12 protein-coding genes are annotated in these 16,149 nt (G+C 63.7%); 8 read left to right on the top strand and 4 right to left on the bottom strand.

Annotated elements, in window-relative coordinates:
- Nucleotides 1-312: 312 nt before the first annotated feature.
- From VWY60_RS12515 to VWY60_RS12530, 4 genes are all read left to right on the top strand, one after another.
- Nucleotides 313-1,083 (top strand): IclR family transcriptional regulator, encoded by a 771-nt coding sequence (locus VWY60_RS12515; protein WP_340544559.1) that lies wholly within the window; start codon nt 313-315, stop codon nt 1,081-1,083.
- Nucleotides 1,084-1,197: 114 nt separating this feature from the next.
- On the top strand, nt 1,198-2,028 hold the full coding sequence (locus VWY60_RS12520) for a bifunctional allantoicase/(S)-ureidoglycine aminohydrolase (protein ID WP_416540623.1): 831 nt from the start codon (nt 1,198-1,200) through the stop codon (nt 2,026-2,028).
- A 117-nt stretch (nt 2,029-2,145) separates the two neighbouring features.
- Nucleotides 2,146-2,631, top strand: a complete 486-nt coding sequence (locus VWY60_RS12525; protein WP_416540624.1) for a hypothetical protein — start codon at nt 2,146-2,148, stop codon at nt 2,629-2,631.
- A gap of 145 nt (nt 2,632-2,776) precedes the next feature.
- A complete protein-coding gene (locus VWY60_RS12530; protein ID WP_416536326.1) occupies nt 2,777-3,766 on the top strand; it encodes a type I glyceraldehyde-3-phosphate dehydrogenase in 990 nt (329 codons plus the stop codon).
- A gap of 85 nt (nt 3,767-3,851) precedes the next feature.
- On the opposite strand, the gene VWY60_RS12535 is transcribed toward VWY60_RS12530, so the two are convergent.
- The 3 genes from VWY60_RS12535 to puuE all read right to left on the bottom strand — a co-directional run bounded on the left by VWY60_RS12535 (nt 3,852) and on the right by puuE (nt 7,345).
- Nucleotides 3,852-5,279, bottom strand: a complete 1,428-nt coding sequence (locus VWY60_RS12535) for a uracil-xanthine permease family protein (protein WP_340544553.1) — start codon at nt 5,277-5,279, stop codon at nt 3,852-3,854.
- A gap of 136 nt (nt 5,280-5,415) precedes the next feature.
- Nucleotides 5,416-5,901 (bottom strand): ureidoglycolate lyase, encoded by a 486-nt coding sequence (locus VWY60_RS12540; RefSeq protein WP_340546280.1) that lies wholly within the window; start codon nt 5,899-5,901, stop codon nt 5,416-5,418.
- A 28-nt stretch (nt 5,902-5,929) separates the two neighbouring features.
- The gene (gene puuE, locus VWY60_RS12545) at nt 5,930-7,345 is read right to left on the bottom strand and encodes an allantoinase PuuE (protein WP_416540625.1); all 1,416 of its coding nucleotides are present in this window, start codon (nt 7,343-7,345) and stop codon (nt 5,930-5,932) included.
- Between the two features lie 155 nt (nt 7,346-7,500).
- On the opposite strand from puuE, the gene uraH reads away from it, so the two are divergent.
- Nucleotides 7,501-7,872 carry a hydroxyisourate hydrolase gene (gene uraH, locus VWY60_RS12550; RefSeq protein WP_416540626.1) on the top strand — a complete coding sequence of 124 codons (372 nt, stop codon included), beginning with the start codon at nt 7,501-7,503 and terminating at the stop codon, nt 7,870-7,872.
- Nucleotides 7,873-7,959: 87 nt separating this feature from the next.
- Here uraH and VWY60_RS12555 read toward each other — a convergent pair whose 3' ends face one another.
- Nucleotides 7,960-8,937 (bottom strand): LysR family transcriptional regulator, encoded by a 978-nt coding sequence (locus VWY60_RS12555; protein WP_416535528.1) that lies wholly within the window; start codon nt 8,935-8,937, stop codon nt 7,960-7,962.
- A gap of 228 nt (nt 8,938-9,165) precedes the next feature.
- On the opposite strand from VWY60_RS12555, the gene VWY60_RS12560 reads away from it, so the two are divergent.
- From VWY60_RS12560 to VWY60_RS12570, 3 genes are all read left to right on the top strand, one after another.
- Entirely contained in the window at nt 9,166-10,398 is a 1,233-nt protein-coding gene (locus VWY60_RS12560; RefSeq protein WP_340544549.1) for a urate hydroxylase PuuD, read from the top strand.
- Nucleotides 10,399-10,627: 229 nt separating this feature from the next.
- The gene (locus VWY60_RS12565) at nt 10,628-12,481 is read left to right on the top strand and encodes an autotransporter assembly complex protein TamA (RefSeq protein WP_416535530.1); all 1,854 of its coding nucleotides are present in this window, start codon (nt 10,628-10,630) and stop codon (nt 12,479-12,481) included.
- On the top strand, nt 12,478-16,140 hold the full coding sequence (locus tag VWY60_RS12570; protein WP_416540627.1) for a translocation/assembly module TamB domain-containing protein: 3,663 nt from the start codon (nt 12,478-12,480) through the stop codon (nt 16,138-16,140). Before VWY60_RS12565 ends, VWY60_RS12570 begins: the two co-directional genes overlap by 4 nt.
- Nucleotides 16,141-16,149 lie beyond the last annotated feature (9 nt).

Genomic DNA, 16,149 nt, shown 5'->3' on the forward strand with positions numbered 1-16,149 from the left:
GTTTTTGTTATGCAACTGGATAATTTAAGCTTGAACTAAAAAACTAGTTCAGGTCCAGTCTCTTATCAGAGGCGAGGCACATAAAGCTGCGAATTGAACGCAGGGCACAGCGCAGGGCCGAAGACTGGAACTGACAGACAACCCAGGGTGACGGAGGCAGGGGCACCGACAGAACACCGATGATGTCTCAGACCGATGCGGACACGGGCCGTACCTTGTTCGATCTGCGGTCGGTGCTACCGGGATACGATCCATTTGATCCCCTCCCCCGGTGCAAGCAGGCGCGCTGACAAGTATTTTTTGGATGAGAAGATGAGTGAACAAGACCGTAATATTTCCTCAAGCTTTGCCAAGGGGCTGGCTGTTCTGGCGGCGTTTGACGCGGCTACTCCGACGCTGACGCTGGCAGATATCGCACGGCGCACCGGTCAGGATCGCGCCACGGCGCGACGCGGGGCGCTGACGCTTGTACAGGCCGGGTATCTGCGCCAGCAGGGCCGGGTCCTGTCGCTGACGCCGCAGGTGCTGGCGCTGTCCGGCGGGTTTCTTCAGGCCAATCAGTTTGGCCGCAAGGTGCAGCCGGTGCTGAACCGTCATGCCCGCAGCCTTGGCGCTGAGATTACGCTTGCGACGCTGGATCAGGGGCGGGTGTTGCTGCTGGCGCAATCCACGGTCGAACATGCACCGGTCACCTATGGGTTTACCGCCGGCGCTCATATCCCGCTGGTCCATACCAGCCTGGGGCGGATGCTGATGGGCTGCCTGTCGGACGACGCGGCTGCCGAAACGTTGGCGACGGCGGATATCCCCCGCCACACCGAGCAATCCCTGACCGAGGTGGATCAAATCCTCGACCGGGTGCGCACCGCGCGGCAGCGGGGCTATGCGGTGACCGACAGTGAGTTCGAAACCGGGATCATCGGTTACGCCGTGCCGGTCTCGCGCCCCGATCAACGGCCTATCGTGGTTGGCAGTTCGTCCCCGCGGGGGATGAACCCGGCACAGGACACCGAAATCTCGCTGCGCGCGTTGCAGCTCTGCGCGGCGGAGCTGCGCCAGAGCCAGGCGCTGGCAGATCTGTAACGCTGCCCGCATCCGATATTCAAAATTTCGCGAAGGATGTTATCCGCAGCGCCCCTCTTGGACCCCCATCGGCAAGCCCGCATAAATACGGCACCCATCACGAAAGGATCGCCGATGACCGCGCCGCGTTATTTCACCCCCAAGGGAGGCCACCCCGGTCAGGAGCAGCTGCTGACCGACCGCGCCATGTTCACCGATGCCTATGCCGTCATCCCCAAGGGCACAATGCGCGATATCACCACCTCATATCTGCCGGGCTGGCAGGGGATGCGGATGTGGGTCATCGCTCGCCCCCTGAGTGGCTTTGCCGAGACGTTCTCGCAATACATCGTTGAGCTGCAACCGGGTGGCGGCTCCGACAGCCCCGAACATGACAGCGCCGCGCAATCCGTGCTGTTCGTGACGGAGGGCAAGCTGGATCTGACCGTCGATGGCGTCGCGCATCACCTGGAACCGGGCGGCTATGCCTATATCCCGGCCGGGGCGGCCTGGACCCTGCACAACAGCAGCGACAGCACAGCAGGGTTTCACTGGATCCGCAAACGCTGGGAACCGGCGCCCGGCGTCGAGAAACCCGCAGTTCTGGTCACCAACGAGCGCGACATCGCCCCCAGCGTCATGCCCGACACCGAGGGTCGCTGGGCCACCACCCGTTTTGTCGATCCGGCAGATCTGTCGCATGACATGCATGTCACTATCGTGACCTTTGAACCGGGCGGCGTCATCCCTTTCCCCGAGACCCATGTGATGGAACACGGGCTCTATGTTCTGGAGGGCAAGGCCGTCTACCGCCTTAACCAGGATTGGGTCGAAGTTGAGGCCGGTGATTTCATGTGGCTGCGCGCCTTCTGCCCGCAGGCCTGCTATGCCGGGGGACCGGGACGCTTCCGTTACCTGCTATACAAGGACGTCAACCGGCACATGCCGCTAAGCCCGCCGCGCTAACCAAGGCGGCGCATCGCCATTGCCAGAACGCACAGCTGCGCTAAGGTAAGTGACATGTTGCAAGACAGTCTCGCGGGTCGATCTCGCCCCGCGAGGTCAGCCATGGAGCCTGCGCCAATGTCGATCATATCTATCGTGTTCACAGGTCTTGCGCTGGGGCTGATGAGCCTGCTGGCGGTGCTGAGCACCCGTGCGGGTCGTCCGGCAACCATCGCCGTCGCTGCCGCCCCGCGCAGGGCCGCTGGCCGCAAGATGACTGGCATCGCCTTTGCCGTGGTGACGGGACCGTTGCTGCTCACCCTGCCGGGTCCGGCTGATGCTGGCACCGAATCGGAGGCACAGGTGACCGTGGTCAATGTGCTGGGGCGCAGCTGGCATGTGGCCCCGGAGGTGACAGACACAGGTCGCAACACCGGCAGCGCGACGGGACGCTACATGGCGCAGCGCCAGAACGCGGAGCTACAGCCGTTCCGCCCGCCTGCGGTTCTGACAGCGCGGCAGGCCGTGCGCGCCTTTCACGCTGCAACCGGGTGCCGGGCCCGGGTCGAGACGATGGTGCGCTCCATCAATGGGACGTATTTCGCACAGTTGGCCTGCCGCTAGGCGCACTCCGCCGTGGTTCGCGTGGCTCCGCCCCGCGGCACAGGCGTCGATTTGAAACACCGCGCGGGAAATTGTGACCGAAACCGGAGCAGGATTGCCGCTCTAGCGGATTGAGCCGCGCGCCGCGCCCTGTCATAGCTTGGCCATGAAACTTGCAATCAACGGATTCGGCCGCATCGGCCGCGCTATTCTGCGCCAGATCCTGACGACGCCGCGCGGTGCCGGGATTGAGCTGGTCTGCATCAACGATATCGCACCCTTGGACATGTGCGCCTATCTGTTTCAATACGATAGCACCTTTGGCCCCTATCCCGATGCGGTTGCGATCGAGGGCAACAACCTGCGGATTGCCGACCGGGTGATCCGGTTCCACCAGACAGCCGACCTCAGCACGCTGGATCTCACAGGCGTCGATGTGGTGCTGGAATGCACCGGCATCGCGCGAACATCGGATGTGGCGGGACGGGGGCTGACGGCCGGGGCGCGCAAGGTGCTGATCTCCGGCCCCTCGCCCGCCGCCGAACGCACGATTGTGCTGGGCGCAAACGAGGCCGATCTGGGCGATGGCGCGATCATCTCCAATGCCTCTTGCACCACCAATGGGCTGGCCCCGCTGGTCAAGCTGCTGGACATGCTGCTGGGTATCGACAGCGCCCATATGACCACGATCCACTGCTACACCAATTCGCAGCCGATGGTGGACGCACCGCGCGGCGATTTTGCCCGCTCCCGTGCCGGGGCGCTGTCGATGGTGCCGACCACGACTTCTGCCACCCATCTGATCGACGAGGTACTGCCGCATCTGGCTGGTCGCATCAGTGGTGCTGCGGTGCGAGTGCCAACCGCCAGCGTGTCTGCGGTGGATCTGGTGGTCAGGACCAGCCACCCGATGGCGGCAGACTTCGCCGATACCACCCTGCGCACTGCGATCGAGGCTTCGCAGGTTCTGGGATGGACCGAGCAGCCACTGGTCTCATCCGATCTGCGTGCCCGAGCTGAATCGCTGGTCCTTGCCGGGCCGGAAACCCGTCGGATCGGCAATCACCAGCTGCGGGTGTTTGGCTGGTATGACAATGAATGGGGATTTTCCGCTCGGATGTTGGATATGGCCGCGCTGATGGCAGGGCAGAGCTGAAAAGAGGCGACTGTCTGCGACCATGAACAAAGGGGCCGCGCATATCTGCTGCGGCCCCTGTTCGTTGCACACTCAAGAGCTGCGGTTACTCGCCCGGCAGGCTACCGCGCCCCTGTCCTGACAGGCCGCCAGAGACCTCTTCCGTGGCCTCGCTGGCAAGCTCCTGCGGCAGCACCAGATTGAGCACAACAGCAATGAGCGCCGCCGGCAGCAAGCCCGAGGTCATCAGGACCCGCAGCGTATCCGGCAGGTGCTGCACCGCACCCGGTTCCAGCTGCAGCCCCAATCCGATGGAGAGGGAAATGGCAAAGATCACCATATTGCGGCGGTTCCAGTCGACATCCGACAGCATCGAAATACCAGCAGCCACCACCATGCCGAACATGACGATGACACCGCCTCCCAGCACCTCAATCGGAATGGTGCGGATGATCGCGCCAACCTTCGGGACCAGCCCGCAGAGGATCAGGAACAGCGCGCCGATCGTGACCACATGACGGCTCATGACGCCGGTCATGGCGATCAGGCCCACGTTCTGGCTGAAGGAGGTATTGGGCAACCCGCCAAACACGCCCGCCAGCGCCGAGCCGAAACCGTCCGCATAGGTGGCACCGGAAATCTCCTTGTCGGTGGCTTCCCGGCCTGCACCGCCACGGGCGATACCGCTGACATCGCCCACGGTTTCAACCGCCGATACCAGCCCCATCAGGCAAAAACCGACAATCGCGGCAAAGGAAAACTCGATCCCGTATTTGAACGGCATCGGCAGCGCAAAGGCGCTGGCGCGCGACCAGCTGGTGCCAATGGCCTCGACCGTCACCATGCCCATCATCATCGCATAGAGATAGCCGACAATCAGCCCGAGCAGCACCGCCGAGATCGACAGCATCCCGCGGGCAAAGAACTTCAGACCCAGGGTGACGATGATCACCACCAGCGCTGCCGACCAGTTCAGCAGCGAGCCATATTCCGGTGTCCCGATCGCTGGCACGCCTCCGGCGGCATATTGAATGCCGACCTTGACCAGCGCCAGACCGATCATCGTGACCACCAGCCCGGTGACCAGCGGCGGCAGGGCAAAGCGGATACGCCCGATCACCAGCCCCAATGCGGCATGAAACAGCCCGCCGATCAGCACCCCGCCGAATAGCGCCGCCAGCGCATCAACCCCCTTGCCCGCGACCAGCGGGATCATGATCGGCAAGAAGGCAAAACTGGTGCCCTGCACAATCGGCAGCGCCGCACCAATCGGCCCGATGGTCAGTGTCTGCAGCAGCGTCGCCGCCCCGGCAAACAGCATCGACATCTGGATCAGATAGAGCAGTTCGGGAAAATCGGGGGAATTAGAGCCAAAGCCAAATCCCGCCGCCCCGGCCACGATGATCGCCGGGGTGACATTTGAGACAAACATGGCCAGCACATGCTGGATGCCCAGTGGCACAGCCTTTGCCAGCGGTGGAGTGTAATTGGGATCGCGCAGCTGCGCCGGCGTTCCGATTGAGCCATCGGCCATGGATCTGGTCCTCTCTGTTGTTGCTTATTCTGTTGGTCTTGGTCGGTGTTGTGATGACACTCTCATTTGGCGGAGTGCCTGTTGCGAAAGAAAAAGGCGCAAGACCCGCTGGGTCGCTGCGCCTTTGATTGTCAGATCAGGGTCGGATCACCTGATAGGGGCTTTCAAACCAGTGTTCTTCCAGATTGGCGCCCTCTCCGATCCGATCCACCACGGCAAACAGGCCCGGCGCCGTCAGGGGCGTCAGCACCCCGTGCCAGGTGCCCCGGTGAAAGTTGATCGCCTGTCCGGGTTGCGTTTCAAAGGCAAGCGGCAGTCCCGGCACACCACCGCGATCCGGGGCGACGATCACCAGAAATCCGGTTTCACTCATCGGGATGAAGGCCTGACTGCCGTCCGGGTGGCGCTCGACCATCCGCAGTGGCATCGGCAGTTCACGCGGCTCGGCGTTGAACAGGCTGAGACCCGCACGACCGGCGCTGAACTCCATGGTGGCCCGATCGTGATACCGTCCGCAGAGCCCCTGGTTGATGATCTTGTCCGGCGCTCCGGTGCAGTCGATCAGATCGCCAAAGGGGGCAAAGCCCTCGGCTGTGATCGGCTGGATCTCAAGCATCTTCATCGCGGTCTCCGGCATAGCTGGCAGTCCCTCACGGCAGCACATCCCGCAGGCGGAACTCGGCGATACGTTCGACCTGCCGACAGGCTTCGGCAAATTCGCTGTCGCGATCATTGGCGATACGCCGTTCAAATGCTGCAAGAATCGACGTCTTATCGTGGTCGCGCACCGCAATGATGAAGGGAAAGCCGTGTTTTTCCACATAGGCGCTGTTCAATTGCGTAAACCGTGTGCGTTCCGCATCAGTCAGCGCATCCAGCCCGGCGGAGGCCTGCTCGCTGGTGCTCTCCGCCGTGAGACGTTTGGCGGCGGCCAGCTTGCCTGCCAGATCCGGGTGCGCTGTCAGCACGCCCAACCGCTCCGCCTCGCTGGCAGAGCGGAACATCCGGCACAGCGCATTATGCAGCCCTGCCGCGCGGTCATGGGCTGGTCCCAGTTCCAGATCATGCGCCTGTTCGGCAATCCAGGGGGAGTGTTCAAAGATCCCGCCATAGGCCTCGACAAATCGCGCGCGGCTCATCTGGCTGGGGCGTTCACGGCGCTGATGTGGATGGGTTTTCGCCCAATGATCGGCGATATCAATGCGGCGCGGGCACCAGACCCCGTCGAACCCCCGGATATAGTCGATAAACCGTTTCAGCCCCGCCGCCTTGCCGGGGCGGCCGATCAGGCGGCAATGCAGCCCGATCGACATCATTTTCGGCGCACCTTCTTCACCCTCAGCATAGAGCAGGTCAAAGGCGTCCTTGAGATACTGATAGAACTGTTCGCCAGTGATGTAGCCGGGTGCGGTGGCAAAGCGCATGTCGTTGGCTTCCAGCGTATAGGGGATGATCAGCTGATCGCGTTCGCCGACCTCCAGCCAATAGGGCAGATCATCGTCGTAGGTGTCCGAGATATAGTCAAAGCCGCCCTCCTCAGCCACCAGACGCACGGTGTTTTCACTGCACCGGCCAGTGTACCAGCCACGCGGACGCTCTCCGACCACCTCGGTATGCAGGCGGATCGCCTCGGCAATGGCGGCGCGTTCGTCGGCCTCTGCCATATCCTTGTGTTCGACCCATTTCAGCCCGTGCGACGCGATCTCCCACTTGGCAGCCTTCATCGCCGCGACCTGTTCGGGAGAGCGCGCCAATGCGCTGGCGACACCATAGATGGTGACCGGGATATCCGCAGCGGTGAACATGCGATGCAGCCGCCAGAACCCGGCGCGGGCGCCGTAATCGTAGATCGATTCCATGTTCCAGTGCCGCTGTCCTGGCCAGGGCGCCGCCCCGGCGATGTCAGACAGAAACGCCTCCGACCCCGCATCGCCATGCAGGATATTGTTCTCCCCGCCCTCTTCATAGTTCAACACGAACTGCACCGCGACCTTGGCATTGCCGGGCCAGGCTGCATCGGGCGGCGTCGCGCCATATCCGATCATGTTGCGGGGGTATCTGTTCATTGCCGGGGGCCTCTTTTCAAACAACTCCAGGTCATTACTATGGCAGAAGATCACGGCTATCTTTCAAATTTTCCCGAATACACTATCAGATTGCACAGGTTTGCAGGCCCCGCCGCCATCAGGCAGAGGTAGCCCCATAGCAGGAGGACTTAAGAATGAGCACAAGGACAGAGCCCGGGTATCTCACCACACATGTGCTGGACACCGCGCGCGGCTGCCCCGCCGCCGGACTGCCGATCCGGCTGTACCGGCTGGATGCAGGCGGGCGCACCGAGATCTCGCAGATGCTGACAAATGCCGATGGGCGGACCGACAGTCCGATCCTGCCGAAGAAGGATTTTGTGACCGGTCTCTACGAGCTGGTGTTCGAGGCCGGGGAATACCTGCGCACCAATGGCCAGGCCTCCGGCGAGATGCTGTTTCTGGACGAAATTCCGATCCGCTTTGGCATCACCGATGAGAGCGCGCATTACCACGTGCCCCTGCTGCTGTCGCCTTTCGGCTATTCCACCTATCGCGGCAGCTGAGCGCCGCCGCGCCCTGGCGCGGCCATGCCCAACGTACACGGCGCTCCGACAGGAGCGCCGGGGCGGGCGGGAGCTGCTGCGGGTCGCTCAGGTCTCGGGCGTTCCTGCCTGCGCGGGGTCGGCAGCACGCCCCGGTTGCGCGCCATCGACACGCAGCCCATCGACACGCAGCACTGAGGCCAGCCGCGCGGTCATATATTCCATGAACAATCTGGTCTTCGGATCCTGATGGCGGCGATGGGTATAAAGACAGGCCAGCTGGACGGGCACCGGTGGCGTGGCCTCGGCGACCGGCACCAGACGTCCTGCCGCCAGATGCTCGGCAACCTCGAAGAGGGGTTTCAGGATCACGCCCTCCCCTGCCAGCGCCCAATCGGTCAGCACATCGCCATCATCGCATTCGTAGCGCCCGCTCACCGCAAAACGGCGCGGGCCATCGCCGGTCTGCAACAGCCACTGAAACTCGCTGGCGCCGGGGTAGCGCAGGTTCAGACAATTATGCCCATCCCGCAGCAGCGCGTCACCATCTGCGGGCAACCCGCGCCGCGCGACATAGGCGGGCGCGGCGCAGAGCACCCGCTGGCAATCCGCAATCTTGCGAATGCGCAGGTTGCTGTCCTCTGGCTGGCCCAGGAAGAATGCCAGATCCAGCCCCTCGCTGGTGAGATCCACCGCACGGTCCGACAGCCGCAGACGCAGGTTGATCTCCGGGTAGGTGGCCAGGAATTCCGGCGTCTGCGGCGCCAGCAGCCGCCGACCCAGCCCCAGAGGTGCCGCCACAAACAGGGTGCCGCGCGGGGTATCGGTCAGATGCATCACCCTGGCCTCCGCCAGATCCACCGCATCCAATACCGCAACCGCCCCGTCATAGAAGGCTCGCCCCTGCTCGGTTGCGGTGAGATTGCGAGTGGTGCGCTGGAACAGCCGCACGCCGAGGTATTCCTCCAGCTGCGAGATCCGCGCCGAGGTGACTGCAGGCGACACCCTGAGGTCGCGCCCTGCGGCCGACATCGAGCCCAGTTCATAGACCCGAACGAAGGTGCGGATATTGTCGAGGTAAGACATGACAGAGGCCTGCGATTGTTCCAGATTTTTTGATACAGTTTGGCAGTATATGGGAATACCGAAGAAACCCCGCTTTGCCTAGTGTGGCAGGGCTGCGCTAGGCCAGATTGCGCCCCGCCCGGCCCGAACCACCGGGCGGCATCGGCGCCCGCAGGACGCGCAGCGACTGACTGTTAACCCAGCCCCGGCCGCAGCAATGCGCATTGGGCGACAAAGGACCGGATCTGAATGTTTGAGCTGTTGATGATGTGGGATTGGCTGGGCTTTGCCATCCGCTGGCTGCATGTGATCACCGCCATCGCCTGGATCGGCTCCTCCTTCTATTTCATCGCGCTGGATCTGGGGCTGCGCAAGGCACCGGATCTGCCGGTGGGCGCCCATGGCGAGGAATGGCAGGTCCATGGTGGCGGTTTTTATCACATCCGCAAATATCTGGTCGCCCCCGCCGAGATGCCTGACCATCTGACCTGGTTCAAATGGGAAAGCTATATGACATGGCTTTCGGGTTTTGCGCTGTTGATGGTGGTCTATTGGGTCGGTGGCGAGCTGTATCTCATCGACCAGTCGAAGGCGGATCTGGCGCTGTGGCAGGGGATCCTGATTTCAGCCGCGACGCTCTCGGTGGGCTGGCTGGTCTATGACCGTCTGTGCAAATCCGGTCTGGCTGAGCGCCCGACCCTGCTGATGGTGCTGTTGTTCGTGATGCTGGTGGCCATGGGCTGGGGTCTCAATCAGGTGTTCACCGGTCGCGCCATGATGCTGCATCTCGGTGCCTTTACCGCCACCATCATGACGGCGAATGTGTTTTTCATCATCATGCCCAACCAGCGCATCGTGGTGAAGGATCTGCAGGAAGGCCGCGCGCCGGACGCCAAATATGGCAAGATCGCCAAGCTGCGCTCGACCCATAACAACTATCTGACGCTGCCGGTGGTGTTTCTGATGCTGTCGAACCACTACCCGCTGGCTTTTGCCAGCGAATACAACTGGCTGATCGCGGCGCTGGTGTTCCTGATGGGGGTGACCATCCGGCATTATTTCAACACACGCCACGCCCGTGCCGGTGATCCGACCTGGACCTGGCTGGCGACGGCGCTGTTGTTCCTGGGCGTGATCATCCTGTCATCGCTGGGGCTTGAGCATGAGGGCGACGATGCCCCGGAGGAGGCCGCGCTGAGCGGCACCGCGCTGACCATGGCCCAGACCGAAGGCTTTGCCGAGGTGCATGAAATCGTTCTGGGCCGATGCAGCATGTGCCATGCCCGCGAACCCTTCTGGGACGGGATCCGCACCGCCCCCAAGGGTGTCTTGCTGGAGACCGAAGCGGATGTGGCCCGCCGCGCCGGTGAGATTTACCTGCAGGCGGGTGTGACCCATGCGATGCCACCTGCCAATATCACCTATATGGCGCCCGAGGATCGCGCTGCGATCCGGGCCTGGTTCCGCGCCGCGCAGATGTAGCCGGTCGTCAGCCCGTCAGCTCCAACCTGGGGCGCGCATCAGCGCCGATCTGTCGCCGATCTGTCAGAGGCTTGATCACGAATTGGCGCGGGAACCTATCACGCGACATTGACGTTACACACCGGGTTTGCCCTATGTTAGGTCTGATCCCGGTCCACATGTCTCGGTGGCGTCAGCGCCGATCCGCCCGAGACCGGGGACCGATCTTGTAGCCTGTCCGGAGCGTCCCATGTTCTATCGCCGATCCTTCCGCCGCTCCCTTTGCCATGTCACTCAACCTCGGGGTTTTGCTCAGCTGGGCCGCAAGGCCGCCCTGGCAACGGCCTTGTTCTTTGGCGGCACATTGGCGCTGTCTGCGGCGGACGCCCGGCTGGTCGCGCCGGGGTCGGACGGCGATTTGCGCGACCTCCTGCAGGATGCTTCTGCCACGCTGGCGACCAGCGCACGCGGCGAGACCGGCGTGCAGCCGCTGATGGCGGCGGCGCTCTCGGATTATCGCACGCTGGTGCAGGTGCTTTACGATCAGGGATATTTCTCGCCGGTGGTGCAGATAAGCGTCGATGGGCGCGAGGCGGCCCGGATCCAGCCCCTGAACCTTCCGCGTGAGATCAAGAAGATAGATATCACCGTCAAGGCAGGTCCGAAATTCACCTTTGGCACCGCTGAGATTGCCCCCCTCCCACAGCGACGAGCGGTTGAGATCCCCGAAGAATTTGCCACCGGTCGCACCGCCACCACCGCAGTCCTGCGCGATGCCGCAAACGCGGGTGTGGAAAACTGGCGCTATGCCGGTCACCCGCAGGCCAAGGTCGGCGCGCAGTCGATCACCGCCAACCATGTGGCCGCCAGACTGAATGCGAGTCTGCGCCTGGCGCCGGGACCGCAGCTGCGTTTTGGTCGTTTGAAGCTGGCCACCCCCTCGAACGTGCGGGCAGAGGCGATACAGCGGATCGCAGGCTTCCCGACAGGCGAGGTGTTTCACCCCGATCTTCTGTCGCGGTCCGCGACACGGTTGCGCCGCACCGGGGCTTTTGCCGCTGTCACCATTCGCCCTGCCGAACGCGCCAATCCCGACGGTACGCTGGATTATGTCGCCAGGATCGAGGATCAGCCGCCCCGGCGATTTACCTTTGGGGCTGAGCTCAGCTCCTCTGACGGGCTGGAGGTGAGTGGTTCCTGGATGCACCGCAATCTCTTTGGCGGTGCGGAGCGCCTGCGATTTGAGGCCCGGTTGTCGGGCATTGGCAGTGCAAATGATCTGGACGGGCGCGTGGCGCTGCGACTGGACCGGCCTGCCGCTTTTGGTCCCGATGACAGCCAGTTCTACCTGCTTGAGGCCGAGAGGCTGGACGAAGAACATTACACCGCCACCCGTGGACTGGGCGCGGTCGGTCTGCGCCGGGTCTATTCCGACCAGCTTTTTGCCGAGGCCTCCGTTGGCTTTGAGAGCGTGCTCGCCGAAGACGTCTTCGGCAAGCGACGTTTCAAATATCTGGTCGGGCAGCTGCGGGCGGAATACGACGGGCGCGACAGCAGCCTGAGCGCCACCAGCGGATATTATCTGGATGCCCGCGCCCTGCCCTTTGTCGGCGTGGATGGCAGCAAATCCGGGCTTCAGCTGAAATTCGACGGGCGCGCCTATAAGGCGCTTGGCAGCAGTGACCGCATCGTGCTGGCCGGGCGGTTGCAGATGGGATCGGTGATCGGCCCGTCGCTGTCTGAGGTTTCGCCCACCCTGCTGTTTTACTCCGGCGGCGCAGGATCGGTGCGCGGTCAGGAGTTCCAGTCGCTGGGCGTGCCTGCGGCGGGCGGGATCTCCGGCGGGCGCGGCTATCTGGCCCTATCGGGCGAGGTACGCGGGCGGATCGGCGAGAAATTCACCCTTGTCGGCTTTTACGATGTCGGGCTGGTGGATGCGGAGAGTTTTGTCTCCTCGGACTCGGCCCGACATGCCGGCGCCGGGTTCGGGCTGCGCTACGACGTGGCCGGGATCGGCGCCATCCGTCTGGATCTGGCCTATCCGGTAGACGGTGGCAGCGACGACGGCTTGCAATTCTACATCGGGATAGGACAGGCATTTTGAAACATCTTCTCGCAGCCCTCCGCCCTGCCACCCTGTTCTCGCCGCTGCTCCTGGCTGTGGCGCTGACAATGGCCCCTCTTGAAACACCCGCGCAGGAGCGCCAAGAGAGCGGTGGCCTGCTGGTTGATTTTCTCGAAGACACGCTCTCGGGCGAGAGCCGCGCGATCCGCGTTACCGGGCTGGAGGGAGCGCTGTCCTCTCAGGCTACGCTGCAAAAGCTGACCGTGGCAGATAGCGAAGGCATCTGGCTGACCATTGAGGGCGCAGAACTGGACTGGAACCGCCTAGGCCTGCTGCGCGGTGATTTCTCCATCAACACGCTAAAGGCGGATCGCATTCATATCGAACGCGCACCCGCTGCGCCGCTGGACGACCCCAACCTGCCAACCCCCGAGGCGGCGCCGTTCCAGCTGCCGGAGCTGCCGGTGTCGATCAATATCGGTGAAATCAAGGTTGGGCGGCTGACACTTGGGCAGGATCTGGTCGGGGTGGCGGCGGTGCTGACCCTTGATGGTTCGATGAGCCTTGCCAATGGCGCGCTCGACAGCGCCTTGCAGATCACCCGGTTGGACCGCGACAGTGATCAGCTCACCCTGGAGGCGGGTTTTGCCAATGACACCGGCAACATCACGGTTGATATGGTGTTGCAGGAGGAAGACGGCGGGCTTGTGTCCACCGCGCTTGGCCTGCCAGGCGGCCCCGATATCCGTCTCGCCCTGCAAGGACGCGGACCGGTTGAGGATTTCAGCGCCGAACTGGCACTGGATACCGACGGCACCCGACGCCTCGGCGGTACTGTTGTTCTGTCGCCTGCCGGCGACGCCCCGGCGGATCCCAGCGCGGGCAGCCGCCCCATTGGCTTTCGTGCGGATCTGAACGGCGATATCACCGCGCTGGTCGATCCGGTCTATCAGCCGTTCTTCGGCCCAGACATGCGCGCCCGGCTGCGCGGCCAGACCCGCGCCATGGGCGGGGTGATGATCGACGATCTGGCGCTTTCGACACAGGCGCTCGAAGTTTCCGGTTTTGTTGAAATGGCCGCCGGTGGCGAACTTGAAAGCGCCGATCTGAGCGCTGCGGTCACCCCTCCGCCGGGACAGGAAGCGGTGGTCCTGCCGGTGGCAGGCGGTTCGACCACGGTCACCGACCTTGCGCTCCATGCACGGAAACCCGCTGGCCGCGACTGGACCGTGACCGCACGGATGAAACGGCTGGCCAACCCCGCGCTGCGCATTGCCCGTGCCGAGTTGGAGATGACCGGCACCCTGGACCAGAGCAGCGGTCTGGCGCTGGACGGGCAGATCGCCGCCGCGCTGACCGGGCTGCGCCCCACCGACCCTGCATTGGCCGAGGCCCTGGGGGCGGCAATCACCTTTGACGGGCAGGTCACCACAGATGGACCCGGCGCGCTGCGTATCACCAATATGCTGCTGTTGGGGGCGGATTACGGTGCGACCGGCGCGGTCACCATCGACGGTCTGGAAAGCGGGCTGCGCATCTCCGCCGATATTGACGCCAACGCCCAGAATCTTGCGCGTTTCTCCAGCCTTGCGGGACAATCTCTGGACGGGCGGATGACGGCAAAGGCCGTCGGCTCCACCACCCCGCTGTCTGGGGCCTTTGACATTGACCTCGCAGTTCGGGGTCACGACCTCTCGGCGGGATTGCGGCCTGTCGATGACCTGATCGGCGGCACCACCACCATTGCGCTCAAGGCCGGCCGGGACGAGGCCGGGCTCAGCATCGACAGCTTCGCGCTGGAGGCCAAAGGGCTGACCGCGCGGGCCAAAGGGCAACTGGGCAGCACCAGCGGCAACCTGTCCCTCGGCGCCACGCTGAAGCAGCTGGAGAAGGTCCTGCCGCAGGCCCCCGGAGCGCTGCAATTCAGCGCGGATATCACCCGCGAGAACCAGACGTTTTCTGGCATTGCCGAGCTGCAAGGCCCGAAATCCTCCCGCGCGGAACTGACCGGCCAGATCAATATCAACGGCGATGGCGATCTGGAGTTCGACGCCGCGATCAACGCGCTTGAACGTTTTGTGCCGACCCTCGCCGGATCATTGAGCGCCAAGGGCACTGCCAGCCGCCGCGCCGGGGTCTGGACCTTTGACGGCGCGGCCGAAGGACCGGCGGGGCTGTCGGCTGATCTCGATGGTACGGTCTCCGAAAACAAAGGGGACGCCGATATCACCTTTGACGCGCTGGTGGCCGAGGTACAGCGCTTCGTTCCCGGGCTGCCGGGGCGGCTGACCGCCGAAGGCACCGCCCGTCGCCGCGATGGGGTCTGGCAGATCGATAGCCGCGCGATTGGCCCGGCTGGCGTCACCAGCACCGTTGCGGGCAGCTGGGACGAGGTGCAGGGCCGTGCCGATATTGATGCCAGGGGACAGCTGCGTCTGGAGGGGCTGAACCCCTTCATGTCACCCAATCTGATCCGTGGCCCCGCCCAGTTCGATCTCTCGCTGGAAGGGGAGCCATCGCTGGCCAACCTCAGCGGGCAGATCCGTACCAGTGGGACGTCGCTGGCAATTCCGGCTGCCGCCCAGCGGATAGATGACATCACCGCCACCGTCTCTATTGCGCGGTCCAGAGCCGATCTTCAGCTGACGGCGCAGCCCCGCGATGGCGGCCAGCTGCGGGTCAGCGGACCCATCGGGCTGATCGCGCCCTTTGATGCGCAGTTGCAGATCGCGCTCACCAATGTCGGTCTCAGCGATCAGCTGTCCTATGACACGCAACTCTCTGGTGCGCTGTCTCTGACCGGGGGGCTGATCGGAACCAAAAGCCTGTCAGGGCGGATTGATGTGGGCGAGACCAATATCAACCTTGCGACCGCAGGCGGCTCCGTCACCGCAGCGCCGATCCCGGATATCCGCCATCAGGGTGAGCCTGCCGAGGTGCGCCGCACGCGCGCCCGTGCCGGGCTGATCAACACCGGCGGCGGCGGTGGCGGGGCTGGCCGAACCCTGCTTGACGTGCTGATCAGCGCGCCCAATCGCATCAACGCCCGTGGGCGTGGCGTTCGTGCCGAGCTGGGCGGCCAGATCCAGCTGCGCGGCAGCACCGCGAACCTGGCGCCATCAGGCCAGATCAGCCTGATCCGTGGCACCTTTGATATTCTTGGACGACGGCTGGCGCTTGATGAGGGGCAGATCACCTTGCAAGGCGACCTGCGCCCCTATCTGCTCTTGCGCTCCTCGGCAGCGACCTCCGAAGGCACCGCGACGCTCGAACTCTCCGGGCTGATCGACAGCCCCTCGATCAAGGTGACCTCCGAGCCGGAACGCCCAAGCGAGGAGGCATTGGCGCTATTGCTGTTTGGCGACAATATTCAGGACCTCTCCCCGCTGGCACTGGCACGGCTGGCGAGCTCCGTGGCCACGCTCAGCGGGCGCGGCGGCAGCAATCGGGCCGAGAGCAAACTGCGCGATGAAACCGGCGCCAGCAATGTTGAGCTGGGTCTCGACAATATCGGCGCGGGCCTTCTGGATATCGGCGGCTATGTGTCGGAGAACGTCTATACCGATTTCAATGTCAACACCCGCGGCGACAGTGAGCTGAGCATCAATCTGGATGTGAGCAAGAGCCTCACCGTCACCGGCAAGGTGGATGGCGAAGGCGAGACCGGGATCGGCCTCTTCTTCAAACGCGACTATTGATCTGCGCCC

The organism is Phaeobacter sp. JH20_26, assembly GCF_048056275.1.
Lineage (GTDB): Bacteria > Pseudomonadota > Alphaproteobacteria > Rhodobacterales > Rhodobacteraceae > Phaeobacter > Phaeobacter bryozoorum.

Excerpts from the sequence above, each read along its gene's own strand:
- VWY60_RS12540 (WP_340546280.1), bottom strand. The coding sequence starts at position 5,901 with ATGAAGATGCTTGAGATCCAGCCGATCACAGCCGAGGGCTTTGCCCCC.
- VWY60_RS12515 (WP_340544559.1), top strand. The coding sequence starts at position 313 with ATGAGTGAACAAGACCGTAATATTTCCTCAAGCTTTGCCAAGGGGCTG.
- VWY60_RS12555 (WP_416535528.1), bottom strand. The coding sequence starts at position 8,937 with ATGTCTTACCTCGACAATATCCGCACCTTCGTTCGGGTCTATGAACTG.
- VWY60_RS12520 (WP_416540623.1), top strand. The coding sequence starts at position 1,198 with ATGACCGCGCCGCGTTATTTCACCCCCAAGGGAGGCCACCCCGGTCAG.
- VWY60_RS12525 (WP_416540624.1), top strand. The coding sequence starts at position 2,146 with ATGTCGATCATATCTATCGTGTTCACAGGTCTTGCGCTGGGGCTGATG.
- uraH (WP_416540626.1), top strand. The coding sequence starts at position 7,501 with ATGAGCACAAGGACAGAGCCCGGGTATCTCACCACACATGTGCTGGAC.
- VWY60_RS12530 (WP_416536326.1), top strand. The coding sequence starts at position 2,777 with ATGAAACTTGCAATCAACGGATTCGGCCGCATCGGCCGCGCTATTCTG.
- VWY60_RS12560 (WP_340544549.1), top strand. The coding sequence starts at position 9,166 with ATGTTTGAGCTGTTGATGATGTGGGATTGGCTGGGCTTTGCCATCCGC.
- VWY60_RS12535 (WP_340544553.1), bottom strand. The coding sequence starts at position 5,279 with ATGGCCGATGGCTCAATCGGAACGCCGGCGCAGCTGCGCGATCCCAAT.
- VWY60_RS12565 (WP_416535530.1), top strand. The coding sequence starts at position 10,628 with ATGTTCTATCGCCGATCCTTCCGCCGCTCCCTTTGCCATGTCACTCAA.
- puuE (WP_416540625.1), bottom strand. The coding sequence starts at position 7,345 with ATGAACAGATACCCCCGCAACATGATCGGATATGGCGCGACGCCGCCC.